Source organism: Nocardia sichangensis (assembly GCF_047200615.1).
GTDB classification, from domain to species: Bacteria; Actinomycetota; Actinomycetes; order Mycobacteriales; family Mycobacteriaceae; genus Nocardia; species Nocardia sichangensis.
This window is the reverse complement of record NZ_JBJZOK010000054.1, coordinates 1-21,288: the sequence shown is the minus strand read 5'-3', so window position 1 is coordinate 21,288 and position 21,288 is coordinate 1. Positions and strand designations below refer to the sequence as shown.

Below are 21,288 nucleotides of genomic sequence, written 5' to 3'. Positions count from 1 at the left end.
CGGCGGGACATTCACACCGCCCGACGCGATCTCGGCAGGGCACGAGGGGAAAGCCGCGACGCCTCGGCGGCCGGTCGCGGTGTCGGCGGAATCGAAACGGGCGTGGGAGGACGCGCAGAAGGCATGGGGCCCGACCGCGGAGACCACGAAGACCGCAGGTGAGCGCGGCGGGGCTCGCACCGAGGTCAAAGAGGAGCCCGCGGCTGCGGAACCACGCTCACTCAGCGAACAGGATGCATCGATCGCAGGCGACGGAGCCGGTGGCCGCCCGCCCGGGCAACAGGTCCGTCCCGCGTCCTCCGACGCCGCCGCGGCACGGTCGGGCACGCATTCCGAGACGGCTGCTCCGGGCGAGCGGCCACCGGCCGAGAGACCGGTCGCCGCCGGGATGGCGACCGCGCACCGATCGGTCGATGCGGTGGGCGAAACGTCGCCGCCGCCGAAGCGCCCGGCGAGCGCCACGCCACGCCCGATCGGCGAGGTTCACGAAAGAGCCGGCGCTCCGAGCGAAAACAGTGCGCACGCGACAACCAGGCCGATCCCGGCCGGAGAACACAGCCCGGTCGCGGACGGTGCCGGCAACGAGACATCGGCACGCCCCCATCCGGTCGCCGAGGGCGAAGGCGGATCGCCGCCGGCCACTCGCGACGAGCATGAATCGTCTGGTGGCGGAGAGCGTGCGGCCCTTCTGCGGGATGCGACTGCCGAGCAGTCCGGTCCGGAAAGCCTCGTGAGCTCGGGCCGGACCGAGACGGACAGTGCTGAGACGTCTGCTGTGGGCGAACATTCGTCATCGTTGCACGATGGGCAGAGTGTTCCGGCCACCGATCACGACAGTCTCGCCGACGCTGCCGGTCTGCCACGCAGCGACCGTGACCGGGCGGTCGATCTGCTGATCGACTTCCACGAGGCCTCCGCCGAGCATGTTCCGGAAAGTCGACGCCTGCAGAACCTTCCGGACGAAGTGCTGATGGCCGGACTACACGCCAGCGATCCACACCAGTCGATGATCGCGACGATGGAGATCATCCGGCGCGGCACGGTCAGTGATGCGGTGCCGGGGGGAATGGTGCTGCGGACCGAGCAGGCGGAGGCGGTGTACGCGCTGGCGAAGCGGCCGGTGGAAATGAAGCCCGGCGAGGGCAAATCGCTGGTATTTCTTGCCTCTTCCATCCAGCGAGCGGTGCGCAGCGGATCGGTACTGCTGGTGACCACGACCGATGGACTGGCCAACCGCGAAGTCGTCAAGTACCGAAAACTTCTGAGCGATTTCGGGATCGATGTGTTCCGCGCCGACCAGCAGACAGGATTCGGGTCGATCACCGAGGGGCGACCGGCGATCGTGGTGGCGACCGGCGAGACGGTCGGGCATTTGTGCAACGCGGGTCACGCGCCGCCACGGAGGGTGTTGATCGACGAGATCGACGGAATCATCGACCGTGGGAATCGGCAATTCCTGCGGTCGGAGGGGGCGGAGCTGGTTGCGCCGCAGGCGACGGCGGACGAGGTGTTCGCCGCGCACGACTTCCTCGCCGACGCGCTCGCGAAGGGGACGTTGTCCCACGAGGATTTCGGCCTCGCGCGGATCACTGAAGAAATCGGTGTGCGCGCCGACGGCAGCCCGGAGCTCGAGTTCTGGTACGACGGTCAACCGGAACTGACGCCCGAGGGGCGGGCGAAGATCGAGGCGCTGCCCGGGGGTAGGAAGTGGCTGGACGGGATGGCGGGGTCGAGGCTCGAAATCGCCGCCCACGCCGAGTTTCTCGTCCGCAAGGGCGTTCATTACGAGATGGACGCGGGCAAGATCGCCATCATCGATCAGGCCGAACACGGCTTGCAACGCAACCCGAAGACCTCGAGCGAATCACGGTGGAGCGCGGAGCCGGGTAAGGCGAGTCTCGCTCAGGCCGTCGAGGCGAAGGAGATCCGCGCGGCCGAGGCACGCGGCGTGAGCGCCGAGCAGCATCGGATCGTGGTGCGCGCGGACGCGGAATCGGCCAAACGCCTCAACGCGGCGGAGATCTACCGCGTGGGGGGTGAATTCTTCGATGAGGTGACGGGTGCCTCGGGCACCCTCGCCGACCTGAATCCCGTGCTGGGCAGGATCTATGGTCTGGCGGAGGCGCACGAGGTCGGGCGGTCCCAGACGCATCGGCTGATGGAGGGCCAGCACGATGTGGTCGAGAGCACCCACGCAAAACTGAGCACGGTCGCCGAATACGCGCACGAGATGCGACAGGGGGGCGAAGGCCGGTTCCAGGAGATCTTGTGTCACCGCAACGATCTGGTGCAACGGCAGGTGGAGGCGTTGGTGCGCGCGGGCGTGCCGAGGGACGCCATCGAAGCGGTGGACGCCAAGCGGATCCTCGAGTGGGGTGCCGACTGGGAAACCGAGTTGCAGAAGGTTTTCGACGAGGCCGGTGAGCAGGGCAAGATCCTGGTGATCAACCGGCAAGGTCAGCGTGGCGTCGACATCTCGGTATCAGAGGCTGTGAAGGCCAAGGGCGGCATGCACGTGTGGATGACCGAGGCCCCTGAGCAGTCCTACATCCACGAACAGGCCAAGAACCGCACCGCACGCAACGGCGACCGCGGTAGCGCGCAAGTCGTGATGTCGACGCAGGACGCGCTGATTCGCAACGCCATGCACCTGCGTGGGGTCCGAGAGGCGGTAGTTCACTACGAACAGGCCGTGGCCGCCCACAACGCCGATCCCACACCCCAGACCCACGATGCGGTCGTCGCGGCGAGCCATGCCATCCGTGAGATGACACCGGAACTTCAGCAGCGCGCGCTGCGGCACTCCACTGCGAATTTCATTCGCCACCATGCTTTCTCGACTGACAACCACACTCTCACCCTCGCCGCAGCCGACACCGGGTTGTACGGGGAACCCGACTTCACCCGCCCGGATGAGCCGGCGGACCAGGCGACACGGCTGGCCGGATTGCTGGTAATCCCGGCTCCGGCCGTCGCGAACCAGATCGCCGAACTCGAACGCAACGGTGCCATCGACCCGGTGCGCGAATTGCTGAATCGGGCCGGTATCGCGCCTGCCTCGGCGGAGGCGCTACGGCAACATGTCGAGGCCACCGCCCCCGCGAAGGCGCTCGAGCGTGCGGGACTCAGCGATGTCGACGCGCTGATCGAGATCATGCCGCTGCGGAACCGGCTCGCCGACGAACTCGGTGTGCCGATCGCGGATATCGGTGGGGCCGAGGGCATGCGTATGCTCGATCCGCTGCTGACCGAGGCGAGGGACGCCCTCGCGGCGGCGCTGGGTTATCCGGCCGCCGGCATCACACCCGTTATCGCCCGCGACATCCTGGGCGAAGCGGTCGGTGATCACTTGACCGCCACGAACACCGGGCAGTTCGCCGTCGGAAACGATATCGATTCCGCTGCGGTAGTTTCCGGACCGGTGAGCAGGGACGCCCAGGATCCGGACGTCCAAGCGGCAGCCGCCCGGGATGCAGACGCCCAGAACGCGGACACTAGGGATGTCGCTGACGGGGCGGCCGAGGACATCATTGCCGCCGCGTCACAGTATCTGGCCACCGCGACCCTGCTCGATCTGGTCGTACAGATTCACCGCCGCAGCCCCAACAGTTGCGTCAACAATGCTGTGACCGGCATGCGAGTGTTGTGCCCTGACAACGCCCGCCGTTTCGAGATGCCCGCCACCACGCTGCGGGGCCACGGCCGCGATGCGGTGCGCAAGGTGTTCGGCGCCGGGCTCGAGAAGGCCGAATCGCTGGATCAGGTGGCCGAATCGTTGCAGTCCCGGCCGGGTGGGATCAATGTCCTGGTCTACAAATGGAAGGACACCCGAGCGACGGGCAGCGTCGATGCCAACGACCATATGGTCTTGCTCGTCAACGACAGCGACTCGGTCGCCGAACCGAACCTGGTCGTCGTCGACCTGGCGGCCTCGCGGGACGGTGACCCCGCGAACGACTACGGTCCCAAGGACCTCCGGAACCGCCGCGCACTGCTGAACAAAGCTGTGGCATTCGATGATTGGCGTCGCGAGCAACAAAAGTTCATCGATAGGGTGCCCGTCGACCGCCGACTGTTCGAGACCATCGAGTTCGACCGGGACGGCAATCTCGTCGCTGGTTCGCGCATGGGCCCCCCGACCGCCGAGAACCTGGCGCCATCCCAGCAAGTCGTCGTTCCCGACGCCACGGTGGATGAAATCGTTTCGATATCCGCGGAGCTAACGGACCTGGGCGCGGCCGTGCCGGTCCGACCGGGTACCGCCCGAGACGGGTCTAACGACCCACGCCGAGACGAACGCTCACCGGTCGGCAGCAGACCCCATGAGGGCCATGCCCGCGATATGAACAGCGACGCCGAGGCCGTTGCGGCGGCCGATGAAGCAGCGATCGCCGAACAGTCCACCGAGGATCCTCCACACATCCGACTGCTGGCACACGCCATGCTCGTCCGGCAACCGGTGAATATTGCCCGGCTGGCCGCCGACGCACAGATCGTGCTGTTCGGCGAAACCCACACCAACCCGGCGGGACGGGCATTCCTCGAACAGCAGGCGGCTGCCCTGCGCGCCGTCGGCGTCACTCACTACGGCATCGAAGCACCCCCGCATCCGGTATTCGACGCTCTGAACGCGAGAAAACAGGTCGACCTGAGCGGGATCCGATGTGGTCCGGGCTTCGGCAACTGGGCGGAGACGGTCAAGGCAATGGCCGCCGCCGGGATCACCATCGTTCCGTTCGATGTGGAAAAACCCTCCTCGCCGAGCGGGTCGCCCCTGCGTGACGTACGCGAATCCCACATGGCACGGGTCATCACCGAGACCATGCGGCTGCCGGGCGCGAAAATGGCGATCCTGGTCGGCCTGGATCACCTCACGAGACAACAGCGGATGTGGTCGGACGTCACCGGTGCATACGGCATTTCACTGGCGCAGCGACTGACCGACGCCGGATTCGCCACCACGACCGTAGCGATATGGGGCGGTCAACCGGATGGGCCGGAGGTCGTCGACGAGGTCGCACACCGCCTCGGCCTCGCCAACGAAACCTTCCTCGCCGATCTGGAGGAGGTCAACCGCGCAGACCGCGGATTCGGCTCGTGGGAATCCGATGTGCTCCTTCACCTCGGTACGCCGGAAACCTATATCGTGCAGGTCGCTCCCGGTCGCCCGAGACAGCCGACGAAACTCGGATACCAGGAAGCGGGCGGAGGGCCGTCCTGGCTCACCGACCGCAGCGCTCCGGTCACCCCGAACCGACTGCAACTGACCACGTCCGCCGATCAGCACTCGACCGGCAGGCAGCACACCGTGGACACCGCTCGCGCGGATATCCGCCATTTCGTCGCCGATTGGGCGAACCCGGATCAAGCGCGTTCCACTGCGACTCTCGGCTCGGACCTGGCGTCGATGTATACGCATGTGCGACGCGGCGGGAAGATCTCGGCGACGAAGTCGGGACCCCGAGGGGCTCGGACACTTCGCTTCGAAGTGTCCGACGTCGGCGCCGTGGCGCCCACCCCGCTCACCGAGTATGCCGAAAGCAGGACCACCTGGCTGCTCCGCTACCTCGCCCACCGCTTCGGTATGGATAGCCGCCCGGACGGCGCCACCACGATATGGTTCGAATTCGACGAGGCGGGACCGGCTTTCAGCGAGTTCGCACTGGCCGAAGTACACGGAACCGAGTTGCCCGACACCAATGCGGCCCCCGCGCCGCAAAGCACCGACGGTCGCGACCACCAGGATCCCCGCAGCCGAGCGGAATCGGGAACGGACGCAAAGAATCAGCCAGGAACCGAGGCCGACGGCCGCATCGACAGCAGACCCTCGGAGCCCGGGGCAAACCTGCGGCGGCCCGACCCGGCCCGTGCAAGGCCAGCGGTGGCGGGGCAACCGCCGTCGACAGTCCTGGAGTTGTCGCCGGTGGTGGACCGCGCGATCGACGCGAACGGCGATCAGGGCGTGCTCGCCGAGCGGGACGACCCAGGGGCACGGGCGCAGGCCGAGCTGTGGCACAGAGTGATAGCTGGGGCTGTGCCTCCGATCAGCGATCTGGCGGCGGTCTTCAAAAGTGAAAAGGAAGAGGTCCCACATACGCTTTCCGGGACCGTCGGCGCACAGCCGGGTATTTCTCTGCCCGGTCCCGAAAGCACCGCACCGGAGGTGGTTGCCGAACTACCGGACCGACCGCGATTGAAGGTCATATCGGCCACGCCCCACCACGATCTGAATACGCTGCTGTCCAGGGTGGCCTATCACGATGACGACGGTTGGACCGGCGGAGACAGCACCTACATGCGCCGGCTGCCGGATGGTCGCTATGTGATCATGTTCTCCGATACCTTTCTGGGGCGCGTGCAAGCCGATGGATCGCGTTCACTCGACACCCCTTTCGTGAGCAACAGTTTCGTCGAGATCGACCACAGCGGCCGAGCCCGGACGATACTCAGCGAAACACCCGATGGACAGGTCAGGGCGGTGATGCCGCCGCACGACGGGGAGTTCTACTGGCTCGGTGGGTCCCATGTCACCAGCCGGAACACCCTCGATGTGCTGTTCCTGCGTTTCACTGGCGACGTACGCGTTGTCGACACCGGCGGTGACTTCGACGCCGCCCGCATCCAGACGGCCATGATCCCCGGTGGGAATGGCGAGCTGGTGTTCAAAGGAAATGTGCTCATTCGCTTCGATGCCGGGGATTTGAGTCGGATCGACGTCACCCCGATGCCCTCCGAGACCAGTGTGCATTGGGCGTCATGGATGGAATTCGACGCCCGTGACGACTACACCTACATCTATGGCGTCGAAGACGAGGGTGCCGAAAAATTCATGCACATCGCGCGTGTGAAGGGTGATGATCTACGACAACCGTGGCAGTTCCTCGGCGATGCGGGCAAATGGTCTCCGCGGGAAGCCGATTCCGTGCGGGTGATGTCGGGCGTCGCCAACGAGTACAGCGTATCCAGGTTGCCGGATGGCCACTTCCTGCTGGTCACCCAGGACACCACCTTTCCGTACAGCGCCGACATCATGGGCTATTTGGCGGATTCCCCCACCGGCCCCTTCATCTCCCCGACACTGTTGTACCGGGCGACGGAACCCGGCCCCTTCGGCTTCTATCGAGACGCGGACACGGTTGTCTACAACGCCCACGAGCAGCCCGACCTACGCCGGGGAAATCAAATCGTCGTCACCTACAACACGAACGGCAGCGTTCGGGGCGTATTCGCCGACACGTCGAAGTATCGCCCGAATGCGGTAAAAATTCGATTCGACATCGAAGGCCTGGCCGCCGGTGCCACCGGCCAGCGCAGCCCACAATCGCCCGCATCATCGGATGTGCCGGGCACGGGTGGTGTGGACTATTCGGATCCGGAAACCGCGTCGAGTCGGCGCGCTTCGCATCAACCGTCGACAGCAACGGTGCCGAATGGTCAATCGGATCGGCGGCGATCGCAGGGCGCCGATCGAGAGAAGGACGGGGACGCCCAGGACTATATCGGTCGACGGCCGCATGAGAATGTGCCGGAGGCGTGGGCACGGTTGCGCCGTGGCTCGGAGACGTTGCCGCAGGTGTATGCGCGGTTGCAGCGCGGTTCATCGGATGAACTCGCCGAGAGCGATCGTCTTCGTGAGTTGCTGCTGGACCCGCGGCAAGCCCCCTTGCGCGAACATATGCTCACCCGAGAGATCGAGCTTCTGCGTGCGGGGTTGCCGGAGCGCCTTCTCGAAACGGCGACGCGCGCCGAGCGAGAGACTATACATCGCGCGCTCCGGCTGGCAGCCATGGGCCTGCACGCCGCATACACCCTGTACGGCGGCGACCCCGATATGGCGCAGGACGGTGAGCCTGCGGTAAACCGGATCGTCGGAGACCTGGAAAAGCCCGAGCACGGCACGCTGGCGGCTTACCACAACGGCGATGGCATTCTGCGCAGCTTGGCGAGGCTCAGGCAGCATCTCGACAACCTGGTCGTCGCCGGCGTGCCTATCAACCTCCAGGACCGTCTCGACGCGATGGTCGGCGAAGTCTACAGTGACATCGTCTATGGCAACGGACGTAAGAGCGACAATGCGAGCGGTTACGACGAACTCCGCTCGGCCGAATTGGTCAAAGCCCACGCCCGCCACCTCGGATATCAGCCACAGCAGATCGAACGTCTCGGCCGCATCGTGTTGGGCACAACCTTCGACGAACGTACCGGCAGACAAGTCGGCAGATTGGACCCAGATCCTGTTGTCCAAGCAGTAGCCGGCATCGATCTGGATACGCTGTCCGAGTACGACGCCCTCACCGACAGCAGCCGCCTGTCCTGTGAGGACAATATGTCGGCCCGATACCCCAAGGGTTTGACTCTCTCCAGGGCGATCAATGCGGAAATCGAACACATCAACAGCTTCATTGCCGATCCCGGCGAGAGAAGCCGAGCTGAAGTTCTGCAATTGATTCGCGGAGGTCTCGGACCCAGCGTCGCAGCGCGTCTCGATCAAAACCCGGACTGGCAACCCACCCGGCCCGACACCAACCGCCTGCGCCCCCAATCCACAATCGAGATTCTCGAATTCATCGACGCTGGACCTGCGGTTGCGAAAAGGGCATACGCCGATCGACTCCTCGCGAACGTGAAGTTCCTGGACCCTGAAAGCGGATATCACTACCCTCCGACCTGGACCCTCGAGAACACGGCCCTTCGTGCCGAACACAGAGACTTCCTTCGGAATATGGCTTCCCGCCTGCTCCACGAGGATTCGCACCATCCCGAATATCTCACTGCCGTAGAATTCCACAATGAAACCAAAAGACATGCCGTCCGCATGCGTGCGAAATATATGCCGCAGAAAGAAGCTCGGATGGCACCGTCCCATTCCCGAATCGCGGAGTCCTGGACCAATAGCCGGCCATCGATCAATCCCGCCTCCAGCCTACTGGCCCGCATCCGCACCATCGACGCCGACCCCGAAACCACCGCGCGGGCCGAGCAGAAGGCTCTCGACGAGTATCGGGAGCGGTGCTATGTGCGGGAACATGCCCTCGGACAAGAGTTCGTCGAAAAGAAAGCTGCTGAACTTCGTCGGCAAGGCTTGCCCGCGAATAGCGTCGAAGACGAAGCGAAGCGTCAGGTAGACGGATATCTGTGTAGCGAGCATGCCCAGGTGTTGATCGCTCAGGACGCACTCGCCGGCGCTGCCGACTGGCTGGACCAGTGGCTGGGGTCTATCGGCCGCACGCCGGGTCGGCCGACGCTGGGAACGACACCATGGTCACGGCGATCGGGACACGACCGCCCCGGCCCCATCAGCGAATTCGGTACCGGCGATGACGGTGCGGGCCAATCGCCCGAGCAGGCTCCGGACCATGACGACGGGGGCTTCATCGGTAGTCGACCTACCGAACACGAACTGCGTTTCGCGGGGGTATCGCATATGCAGTATCGCGACATGATCGAACAACGCATCCCGCTGGGATTCAGCCGCGATCTATGGGAAGAATGCGTCGACCACATGCGTCGAGCCTTGGAGCTCGACAGAATTACAGATGCCGATGTCCGCCTGTTCGGAACATCTTCGAAATTCTATTCGGCGACTCCCGGAAAAACTTTTCCCCAGACCGTCGATGAGATGAGAAGAATGGCCACCGAATTTTCGGCAAATCTCGCCCCAGAAGAGCAAAGGCGACACGTCGATAATGCCGTGCGAAGCTATCGTGAAGCTGGATATGACAACGATGAACCCAAACCGGAAAAAGCATTCTTCGACAGTCGGTACAGGCTCGGACTGGACAGTTGGCCGAGCGGCTACGACTTCCAACTCTGTAGCGATATTCTGGCGAGCCGTTTCGAAGACCTTGCCCGCCGCGAGGAGATCGAGATATACACCAAAGGTGACTGGTACAGTCCGTACCTGCTCGGTCGCGTGGCGCCCGAACTGCAAGCGTGGGTCCAACACTGGGAACGTGTCCAGCGCAGGTGGGTCAGCGTCGCCACTTACCCCGGCAGTAAAGCGAATGTCCATGCGGATTCGGGAGACTGGATCGTTATACGCCCGGAATCCCTGACAACTGCGGTCCGTGTCGACACCGAAACTCGGGCCACCGGCGCCGCCGAGGAGCGCAACCCGCAATCGACGACACCGTCGGACCCCGGTGTCACTGCCCGGAATTCGTCCGAGAAGATCGAGAAGAAGGTCCGCTACGCCGATACGAATGCACAGGTCGATGCCGAAATACGGCGTGCAGCCCGGACCGCCTACCTGCGAGCCGGGTCCATCACCGCCCCCCGCTGCGCAGTCGCCGAACTCACTTTCATCCGGGACCATTTCGACAACACACCGGTCGAGGTTCCCGATGCGGACACCATCGCGATCATCGAGAACTTCGGTATCCATCCCCGCGAACTGGCTCAGTACGCCCACGGGCAATACGTCAACCTCACCCCCGGCGATGAGACCGCGGGCCGCACCCCACTTGAAACACTCACCTCTAATATCGAAAACCCCGCCCGCCCAACAGCCCTCGCGCTCGTCACCGTCCAGTATCCCGGCGCGAGCGGCGACCGCATCGACGGCCACGTTCTCACCCTCGGCGCCGACGACACCGGCCAACTCTGGCTCAACGAACTTCGCCGCAACCCCGACAACACCCTCGCCCTGGACACCGACGGCAACACAATCGACGTCTCCCTCCACGGTCGCGGGGCCCACGACCGCCTGGCAAAGCTGAACCGAGAAGGCACCAAGTTCTTTGCCATCACCTACCGCGAAGACGGCCAACCCGAAAACCCCCTCAGCCCCGACGACAACTGGACCAACGCCGACTGGGAAACCGCACCCCGGCCACAAACCCGCATCGGCCATGACCGCAGCGACGACAGCATTCGCCACTTCGGAGATATCGACATCACCGGCGCGCCCGAAAACTATGAGCCACAGCCGGACAAGGCCGTGAGTGACCCTGCCGCCGACAGAGCTGCGGTTTCGGCAGCCCGCCGGACCTTGGCCGAACTGCTCTCGGTGCCAGTAAATGTCGTGGCGATGGGAGCCGTGCGCTCCGCCGTGGACGCCGTCCAGCGGCGAATCGCCGAGGCGCCCGACGATGTTCTGGCGGCGATGGATACCTCCCAGCTGATCGCCTGGATCTCGGAGTCGCTCGACCTGCACCGCCGAGTCGAGATGGTGACCAGGAAGTCCGCGAACACCGACTCTCTACCACCGGACCGCCAGGACCGGCTCGAACAACTGCGACGGGCATTCGTCACCATTGCCGAAGCCTTGGCCCGGCGCCTCGATCGGATGTTCGGGTCCGACCCGTCAGCACCGCTCGCCGCCTTGGATTCCGATGCTCCACTGCGCGAGTTGCGGCGGCTGGCCGGAATGTCGAAGTCGCCGCAGGCCGCCGCGCTCGTCGCTGCACTGGCGCACTACTTCGCTGATGCTCCCACCGGTGACCCGCAGTCCAGCGACCTCTCAAACCCGGAATTGGCCGCTGCGGCCATCCGATACCGCGACCTGCTGGCGGGCGGATTCACCGGAAAGCCAGCTCAGAAAGACGTCGCGAAGGTCGCTGGGGTGGCACAGTCGAAGGTCAGTCGGGTACTGCGTCGAGCAGCCTCCGATATCACGGCCGAAGAACGGATCATCCTCGTTGCCGCGCAGTGGCTCGGTTACCCGCTACCAGAGGATCTGGGACGCGCCGCGGCGCACCACGAATATTCGCCCGTACCTGCGGCCCGTGCAGCTGGCATCGCGAGGCGCCAGGACCGCACTCCCCCGAAGAGCTACTCGACATCCCTGGACGACGCTCTCGATCTCCCCCGAGGGAACGCGACCCGCGCTGACGGCGCGGTGGTGGTCCCGTCACCGTGGACGAAGCGAGGACAGCCTGCAGAAGGGCCTTTCGCCTTCAGCACACCGCCAGGAGGTGTGTCCGGAGTAGGACGATCCCAATCGCGATCAGAGCCAGAAATCCATCCGTCCGCGGAGTCCGCCCCTGAGAACGAAGCTGATCTGGAAGCGGAGATCGGCAACCGCTTGGCGGCGCTCGGAATAAAAACCCGGGCCGCGCTTCTTATCGAGGCGAGCCTGTCGCTCGAGGAGAAATTCCTGGGCGTCGCGATCATCGCGGGGCAGCCCCGGCCGGAAGTCATCTTCGGTAAGCGAAGGTGGGCGGGTCATCTGGGTGCACGTTTGGTTGCACGGCAGCACGGCAATCAAGAGCTGACGGTGGATTTCATCTTGGAATTGGACCGCGCCTTGGCATTGGCGGAAAACCTGCCGAAAAGCAGAGAGATTCCGGAACCGAGATCGAGAGTAGGAATCTTGTACTCGGAACTGACTCCCGATCAGATAACGGCTATTGACGAGAATCCTCTCCTAGTATATCTGTCCCCACCAGCGGGTCCCGGCGACTACGGCGTAATCAAGTACCCGGATTTCGATTCACCCGAAGATCTCCGCCGAGAATTACAAGCTTTGTGCGATTGGTACAACGCGGCGAAACGGGAATCCAATTACGATCCATATGAGCTCGCAGCGAGCCTCCGGCGATGGTTTGTCTCCATCCATCCGGTTGAGCACAATGGGCAAGCTTCTCGGATTCTGATGAATTGGTCGTTGGAGCAGGATGGAAGATTTGCGAGCGCAGTTCGAGAATTCGACAGCCTCCCCGCTCGACTGTCGGACTGGGTTGCGATGGTCCGGGCAGGCAGCCTGCGATACGGCGATTTGATTGCCAAGCTCGGAGAACGCGGTCCGACAATCGATCCGGTTGCACTGTTCGGTTACGGTCAGCAGCGTGAAAATTATCGAGAAATGAACGGCGAGATTGCCCCGTTTGCTCCAGGGCAACCGCGCGACCGCGTCAAATATACGCGGCTGTGGAAGTTGGTAACGTCAGGTGAAACTCGGCCAGAAACCAGCGCCGCGATCAACTCCCCGCCCGATGCCGCCACGGCCCCGCTCAAGGAGCTTCATGCATGGGCAGCAAGCTACGATGATCGGCAGCTTTGGCATCTCCTCGCCGAGAAGCACGCTGCTCTCACGGCACGCGTATCAACGTTCGCTGACGAACGAACATCGGCCGGCGAGATGGTGGGTGCAACGCGGGAATTGGGCGTGTATGTGCGAGAAGCACTTCAGCGGCTGATGACCAGGGCGTCCCTGCCCGGTCCAGTTCCAGACGATGCCGGCGGACTGCTCGACACGGCGCGCACCCTGACCGATCACTTCCCTGACGCGCAGGAGCTACATGCGGCCGCGCGCACCTTGGTCACGATCCACCGTGCCCTTGAAACCGAGGATGCCGTGGCTCCCCTGGTCGCACCGGTCGGCACTACCTTCGAGGAAACAGCGGTCGAGAGTGCTGCCGACCATAATCCTGCCGCTCGTGCACCGGTCCGTGAGGATCAGGCGGGTACGGATTCACAGGTCGATGCCGAAATACGGCGTGCAGCCCGGACCGCCTACCTGCGAGCCGGGTCCATCACCGACCCCCGCTGCGCAGTCGCCGAACTCACTTTCATCCGGGACCATTTCGACAACACACCGGCCGAGATACCTGATGCCGACACCGCCGTCATCGTCGAATACACCGGCTTCCATCCCCGCGAACTCGCCCAATACGCCGGCGGGCAGTGGACCGAGACGACTCTCGACGAGATCACCGCCCGCATCAGCGACCCTGACGAGTCCGCCCATCTGGCGCTGATCAGCATCCAATACCCCGATGCCCGCGACGACCACATCGACGGTCACGTCTTCACGCTCACCACCGACCACAATGGCGAAATCCGGCTACACGAACTCGTCGCGGGTCTCGACGGCAGAGTCACCGAACAGGATCTCTCCGGCGAGGACGTACGCCCACGCTATGCACAGCTGCGGCAGCAGCAACGGGAGGGTGCCACCTTCCACGCCATCACCTACAAGGCCGACGGCGTGCCGGAAAACCGCCTCAGCACCGACGACCGAGAGAGCAGCACGGACTGGCACCGAGTGCCTGCGCCCGCCACGCGCCTGGGCCGGGCGGAACCCGGGGACGACTCCGACGCGAATACGCCGGTCGTTTCCACCTCCGAGCGCGGGGAGCCGCGGATTCCAGCCCAGCCCACATCGGGATCGAAGTCCGCGGAAGCCGGTAAGGACACCGCCGCGTCCAAGAGCTCGAGCGACATGCGAACACCGCAACAAGCGACCGATTCACCATCGATCGGCGGCACCCTGATTCCGGGGCCGCGACAGCACGCCGCGATGTCCACGCAGTCGGACCCACGGGGCGATGTCGAGCTGATGGCCGCGGTGCGCAACGGAGACACCGAAGCCTTCGGAACACTGTTCGAACGTCATATCGGCGCGGTTCGGGGTTACGCACGCTCTCGCTTCCGGCCCTCGGACGCGGACGATCTGGTGTCGCATGCGTTTCTCGCGACACTCGCCGCACTGCGGAAGGGGCTGGGACCAGAATCCTCGTTTCGGGCCTACGTCTTGACCGTATTACGGAGGCACGCCCTGGCTCAGAAACTCGGCTACAGCGATCGAATCACGTTGAGCCCCGACTTGACTGAATACGATGTGTCTGAAGAGCAGGTCGAGGGACGCGAGCATGCTCTCCTCGAACAGGCGCTGGCGCCGGGTACCTTGTCCGAACGTGCTCGGCTGATACTGGCCAACTTCGATCTACCGGTGGCAGAGCTGGCACGCCTCATCGAGGCGCCCTCCGCCAATGCCGCAAATGTGGCACGACATCGGGCAGTGGAGGAACTGCGAGCGGCATATCTCCAAGCGCAGATTCCGCCTGACTCCGACGAATCCTGCCGCGACACAGTGGAAAAACTCGGAACGTGGGTCCGCGGGCCCCTGCGCGGGCGAGCCGAAAACCGGGTGAATGCGCATTTGCAGGGCTGCTCGTCATGCCGCGCTACGCTCCAAGTGCTGGTCGCCCTGAATCCGCGCCTCGCTGTACGTACGCGAATTCCGGCCGTCGCGTGCGGTGACGGTCGAAGCGGAGGTCCGGCAGGCAAGCCGGCACCGACAGATCGCGAAGGTGGGCAACCGAACGATCCGGCCACACCCCGTCGCAAGCAAGGCGGTGCTCGTCGGCAACGGCGTGGCACCGCTCCGCGGGGGGAGGAGAGTTTCGACCCGTTGGGCGGCGTAGCGAACGACCGCGCCCCCGCCGTCCTCCTCGGACAATTGGACAACCCCTGGCTCTTCTTCGCTGACGACCCGCGCGGCGGCGACAATGTCAGTGCCGTGCGCCCACGGGACGAAGATCGGCTGTCGGCGTGGCAGCCCGCCGGTCGCGTCGAGGACGCGCTCTCTCCGGCGTGGCTGCGGGGCGTCCACGCCGCGATCACCGCGGAACAGTTCGATGCCGACGGTCCCCTGCGCGCGCACCTCGGCCGCATCCTCACTCACCTGAACAAGCTGATGCCGGGCGCCGCGCCGGGCGCCACGAACCAGCGCACCGAGTTGGAGACATTTGGCCGGGCGGTCGGGCGCTGGCTGGATATCGCGCATACCGAACTCGACGACGGTCTGTCCGCCGGACAGGTCGCCCACAATGTCACGGCACGACAAAACCACCTTGCCGAAGCAACCCACAGATACCGGGCCGCCACCGAGGCCCTTGCCTACCATGCGGCGAAAGTAGATGCCGCACCCGCGAATACGTCACCATGGAGCCGGGGATCGGCACCGCTCGATCGCGTCGACATCGCCGAGCTCGCACAGACTGTCGAGGGCCTCGCCACGGAATCGGCTCGGCTGGAATCGGATTCGGCGCGCGCCGCGGAGGTCCAGCAGACACGGCACGCCTGGACCGCGGCCTACGAGCTGTGGAAACTCGCGCAGAATCCGCGATCAGTGCCCGCCGCCCCCCGCGTCGAAGCACTGATCTCCTATGCCGATGCGGCACGGAGCTGGCTGATGGCCCTGCTGGACCGGAAAAACTCGGCCGATCTTTTGGCGCAAGAACAGCGCATTGCTCAGGTTGTCGACGAGTATCGCCAGGCCGATCGCAAGGTCCGCGAGTTGCTGCGAACGTTGGAAGCGCAGCCGGTCGCCGCACCGGGCACGGCGACACTCGGCTCGGGTGAGCTGCCGCCGGTCACGCTGTCCGAAGCGCAGTCACCTGCCGCATCCGCATCGGCCGACCGTCGGGAACCGTGGCTCGACCTGCCACCTCCGGCGCCCCACAAGGAAGTGGACCTCGGCCATGCCGCCGGTGTCACCGATGTCGGCCGCCGGAATACGAACCAGGACGACTTCGCCATCGCGACCGCGGTGATCAACGGGGAACGGGTGACGCTTGCCGCGGTCTGTGACGGCGCCTCCGGGGAAGCGATCCGCAGCGACCGTGCTGCTGCCGTCGGCTCGGCCGCGGCAGGCGCGGTCCTCGAACAGGAGGCCGCCGCCGTTGTGGCGGGCCGGACCTGGGATCCGGCGACCGTGCTGGCGAAGGCGACGCAGGCGGCCCAGGACGCGGTGCTGGACCTGATCTCGCGGGAGTTCCCCGACTGCAATCTGCCACCGGAGAGCACGATCGTGCTGTCACTGGTCACCTCGACCCAGTTGTTCACGGAATGCGCCGGTGACTCCCGTGCGTACTGGATTCCGCTGGACGGCGGTCCGGCAGTCCAGTTGACCACCGACGATTCGGCACTGCAAAGCTACATGGACCTGATGGGACTGAGCGCGGAACAGGCCGCACGCATGCCGCACGCGTCCTCGCTCCTCCGTGGCCTCGGCGTGAAAAACGAATGGCGCGAACCTAATCCGACCGCCCACCAAATGACCGGCCGCGGCGTGGTCGCGCTCGTTTCCGACGGTCCGATCAAGAAGATCGGCACGCCGGATGCGATCGCGGACCAGGTCCGGACCCAACTCACCCGAACATCGGGGAATCTCCTCGCCGCAGCGCGCGGATTCGCCACCGCCGCCGTCGACGCCGGCAGTCGCGACAACGTCACCGTGGTCCTGATCACCAGACCCGACCGCACGGACCGAGCCGGCTCCCCGCCGACCGCAGCGGCGGCGTCACCGTGGATTTCACCCACACCCACCGGGACCGCGAAGCCTGTCGATCCGCGCACTCTGCCCTGGGCCGGCCAGTCGCGGCCGGGTGACGGTCCCACGGCGCTTGCGCAGCCATCGAGTCCATGGCGCGCACGCCCAGCCGCCGAACCCACCCGCGCAGCCGGTTCGACGATCTCCATATCGATCGGTGAATCACCCGTCGCGGATAGTCCCACACCGCGGGCGCCCGCACCGCGGCCGAACGGGGTTCGACGGCAGCCAGCCAGCGGTGCCACGCCGCCCACCCGCAACGAGATCGCCGACGCCCTGGGCGTCGCACCGCGCAGAGTCGACACGGATGTGGCGATCGGAGCAGTCCCCGGCTGCGTGACGCCATGGACCGTTACACGGTTCAATCCCGGTGAATCCGGAGACCCGGAGTAGTCCCGTACCGAGCATTCCGGTGCGTCTCCGGGGAAACCGACTATGGAGCGCCTGTCGCCCGCTCATTCGCCGGGCGTTGGAAAAGGCGCAGCGTCGGGTCTCGGAAATCACCGAAGAGGAACTCGCGCCACTGCGGGCGCTGGGCGTGCGAACCACACCGCTGCATTTTGGAAACGGTTGGTGTGATCGATCCGCTGATCGGTCACATCGACGATTGGCGCACGCGACGGCTTCGGTATACCTTGGGTCGACTCGTCGCCGACGTGACGACCGTCGCAATAGTCGACGAGAACGAAATCCTGAAAGCTATTCCCCACTACGAACGGCTGCGGGGCATGATCGTCAACGCGCACCCATTACTTGGGAGCAGTGCAAACTGCGTTGTCCGTTCCGGCCGCCCGGGACATTATCCGGGCACGTGATGATCGGTCCAGCACCACAGCGCGAGAGAATTCCTGGTACGACCGGATCCCGATGGCCAACCCAGTGGATAGGACCGGCCCGGCATTATGTCCTGTGGAGGTCTGGAAGGGCGGTGAACATCGTGGCTGGCCGTAAGCGGCATTCCGCGGATGACATCGTGCAGCAAGCTGCGCCGTGTTGCGCGATAGAGGGCATGGAGATGAATTACGAACAACTCCCAGCTCAACGATGCACACCCCGCCCGCTGCCCGACCTTGTTCACCACCACGCCGACACCCGACTAGATTATCCGCCCGAAACCGTGACGACGGCCGCATAACGCCACGACGGCACCGCCCTGCCTCCTGCCCACGTAGAGGGTGTCGGCCAGGCCGGAACAACCACCAATGAGCCCCGCGCCCGACGAACGCGGCCGCATCCGCGCCGCGATGAACCGTATCCTCGACGGCAAACCGCAGCGCTGCAACGGAGCACTCACCATCGCTGCCCTGGCACTGTAAGCCGACGTACCGAGACGCACTCACACAACGACATCCGGACCTGAGAAACGAGTTCTACGCCTGGGCCGCAGAGTGCAGCGCCACACCCGCGGTTGAAGCGCAGCTCCGGGCGACCATCGTGGAGCTCAAGAAGACAATCGCCAACAGGAACGCCGAATTCGCCCAGCTCCACGCCGAGGTTCCGCGCTCGTGACCGTGGTGAACCAATGCACCCTGGAGAACCAGTACCTCGGCGAGCCCCGTCCCGGCTTGTTGCAAATAACGGGGACGATTCCCGTACCGCGGCAGCGGTGTTATCGTACGCCAGGCTAGCCGAGCAACCTGTCGAAGGCGCGCTCCAGCGCCGCGGTTTTGGCGACGGTCCGGTCTGGTCCGCCGGTCACTCAGGTCTGGTATTCGAGTGAAAGACGGCCCCCAAAGGTGATGACGACTATGTTCATCACAGCGGCACTGTCTTGGGCTGCGGCTTGGTCGTAGTCCATCACCGCGCCTGCCGATCCCCGGAAATCGTGTGCCTGAATGCCGTCGGGTAGCGCCAAGGCGGGAACCGGCCCCCAGTTGGTGACAATTACAGAATTCTCGCCGAGTTCCACCTTGCGCAGAAACCTCCGATGGATGGTCTGATTGGTGAAATTGGCCGAAATGGAATTCAGGACCGCGCGCCCAAGTCCGTACAGGTCGACTTCGGGGTCCACCAAGACCGCCGCGTGGTCAGCGCCAATGACGTTCGTGCCGCTCTCGGTTGCACGACGGGCTGCAGGCGGGTCCGCAGATCAACCGCCGATACGAAGGTGAACGGGGTCGGCCCGTCAGCGTCCGAGAGATCGTGTGCGGCGAGCCGTGCCGCCGTCGCGACGATTCCGTGGACAGTCAAACCATGTTGTTTAGCGAGAGGGAACAGCGCCGAGGTTTTGTCCTGGGTGAGCCGTACCCGTCCATGCCGGGCATGTTGTACGACCGGTTCCCGCGGAGGTGCGGGTGACGGCATCTCAGGGCCGGGCATCTCGACTTCCGCAGACAGCGGCTGTTTCTCGATGCCGTTGGCGCCGAGAAGCTGTTCGGCCGACTTCGGGACAGGGTGTTGAGTGATTGCACCGGCCGCTCCCGTTTCGGTGACCTGGCTGTACAACCTGCACAACGCTTCTAGGTACCGGAGCGACGCCATGCCATCGGCGATGCTGTGGTGAGTGAGCAAAGTCAGGCGGAAGTCGTTGTCCTGCTGAGCGATTTCCACCGCGCACACTTCGTCTTCGGCCACTATGGCGGCGGCGCCAGTAGGTAGTTCGCCGACAGGGCTTGCCGCGACACGGATCCGGGCCGGAGCCGGTGGCGTGAGCAGCAGATCGTAGTTTCCCTTGCCATCCGCGACGATCCGTCCGGAGAGCAATGGGTAGGTGCGCTGCAGGGCGGCGAACGCGATTGCCAGCGACTCGTTATCGATTTTTCCGGTGCCGATCACCGAATACGCAACGGCGGACCGCATACCAGCGAAGAGCTTCTCGGGCGGGTCGAGGGTGCGTTGATAAACGTCAGTTGCAGGGAGCATGTCCGCAATCTACCCGGATATAGGCAATGCCCTCGAAAATTCGATACGTACTACTTTGGCAGCAAGCTGACAGTTCTGTGGGATGGGGCGCATGCGCCGTTACATTGACGCAGGTGTGGTTCGTATTGGGTGGGTCACGTGTAGGTTAATGGGATGTCGCCGGAGGCATCCGGCCGCATGATAATTCAGGGCGCTGGTTCCCGGTCGGGTCCGGCGAGATGATTAGCGATTTTGTGGCGGTCACGAATATTAAGGCGTTCGCTCACCTCGGCGACCGGAAAACTGACTACAACCGCCACCGCAGATATTTCGCTTTGGGCTACGAAACCCGAGCCGGATACGCTGCGACCTGCAATCACCGACAACCGGCTCTCGCACACCCCCGGACCGATCAATAGGGTCCCCAGCTCGCCGCGTTTGCATCGACGTGGGCAAGGCAAGGACCGCGCGCCACGTTACGAAGAAACTTGACATGCGGCCCTGTCCCGATCAGCGGTCTATCCGATACCGGCGGCACCCGGCGACACCGCCCTGGATCCTGCGAAAATAGAGCAAGAAGTCATACCGATCTCGGCGACCGCCTCCCTGGATCGGACCTGACGAGAAAGGTAACGACTAAGCAGGGCAGGGCTCTTGTCGCGCACAGCATTGCGAGGACTTGAGAAAGTCACCAACCGGTTCGTAGAACTGGACCGCCGCATCACCACGATCTCACCCAAGGTGCTGACTCAGCGGCTACGGCAGCTGGAACGCGATGGTCTGGTCGTGCGCACCTTCCACCCCGGGGTCCCACGGAGAGTGAAGTACGAGATCAGCGACCTGGGACGCAGCCTCGCGCCGCTGTTCGCGACACTCGCCGAATGGTCGGTCAACCTCGACAAGGTCGAACAGGCCCGACAGGCCTACGACGCCAGCAATCGAAAGCTCCCCCCTCCAAAGTGATCCGAAGGCCCGCCGCGCCGGATTCGGGCTGGACCTGCTCGGCCACATCACACCGTCTCCGCCATCTACACCCCGGTCTACTGCGTGACTACGATCCGCGCCGCGGCACTGAACCGTGACGACTACTGCACCTCGGTCCGAGAGCCGCAGCGTCGACCGATGACGGGCGCATCCGGCCTGCGGCATTTCCGCCGGATTTTCGGATCGGCAATGATTATTGTGTCCCAACGGCGGCCGCGTTGGCTCCTTTCGCTTGCCTGTGCGCCGTGCTGGCGTCATCCTCTGTGGGTGCAGTAGGTTGCTGCTCGACCAGGATGGCAGTGGCGAGGTCGAAGAGCTCGCAGAACAGTGTGCGCTGGTCGGGCGTGAACCGGTCTGGGAGTGCGCGCTTGAACTGCGGCAGCGCGGAGAAGCTTTCCATGGCG

General features: G+C 64.6%; 4 protein-coding genes and 2 pseudogenes. 4 read left to right on the top strand and 2 right to left on the bottom strand.

What is annotated here, in order from left to right; all coding sequences use genetic code 11:
- Positions 1 to 970: 970 nt before the first annotated feature.
- The 3 genes and pseudogenes from ACL03I_RS37585 to ACL03I_RS37575 form a co-directional block, all read left to right on the top strand.
- Positions 971 to 1,225, top strand: a pseudogene (locus ACL03I_RS37585) (hypothetical protein); the annotation flags it as partial.
- Between the two features lie 282 nt (positions 1,226 to 1,507).
- Positions 1,508 to 17,452: a sigma factor gene (locus ACL03I_RS37580; RefSeq protein WP_412808428.1), complete on the top strand. Its 15,945-nt coding sequence runs from the start codon at positions 1,508 to 1,510 to the stop codon at positions 17,450 to 17,452.
- Between the two features lie 182 nt (positions 17,453 to 17,634).
- A complete protein-coding gene (locus ACL03I_RS37575; protein WP_412808423.1) occupies positions 17,635 to 17,874 on the top strand; it encodes a hypothetical protein in 240 nt (79 codons plus the stop codon).
- A gap of 884 nt (positions 17,875 to 18,758) precedes the next feature.
- On the opposite strand, the pseudogene ACL03I_RS37570 reads toward ACL03I_RS37575, so the two are convergent.
- Positions 18,759 to 19,363, bottom strand: a pseudogene (locus tag ACL03I_RS37570) (phthiocerol/phthiodiolone dimycocerosyl transferase family protein).
- Positions 19,364 to 20,554: 1,191 nt separating this feature from the next.
- Between ACL03I_RS37570 and ACL03I_RS37565 the strand changes: the two are divergent.
- Complete coding sequence (locus ACL03I_RS37565; protein WP_412808422.1) at positions 20,555 to 20,863, top strand: winged helix-turn-helix transcriptional regulator; 309 nt, start codon at positions 20,555 to 20,557, stop codon at positions 20,861 to 20,863.
- Positions 20,864 to 21,077: 214 nt separating this feature from the next.
- Here the strand turns inward: ACL03I_RS37565 and ACL03I_RS37560 are convergent.
- A partial coding sequence (locus tag ACL03I_RS37560) for a hypothetical protein (RefSeq protein WP_412808421.1) occupies positions 21,078 to 21,288 on the bottom strand: 211 nt, incomplete at its 5' end.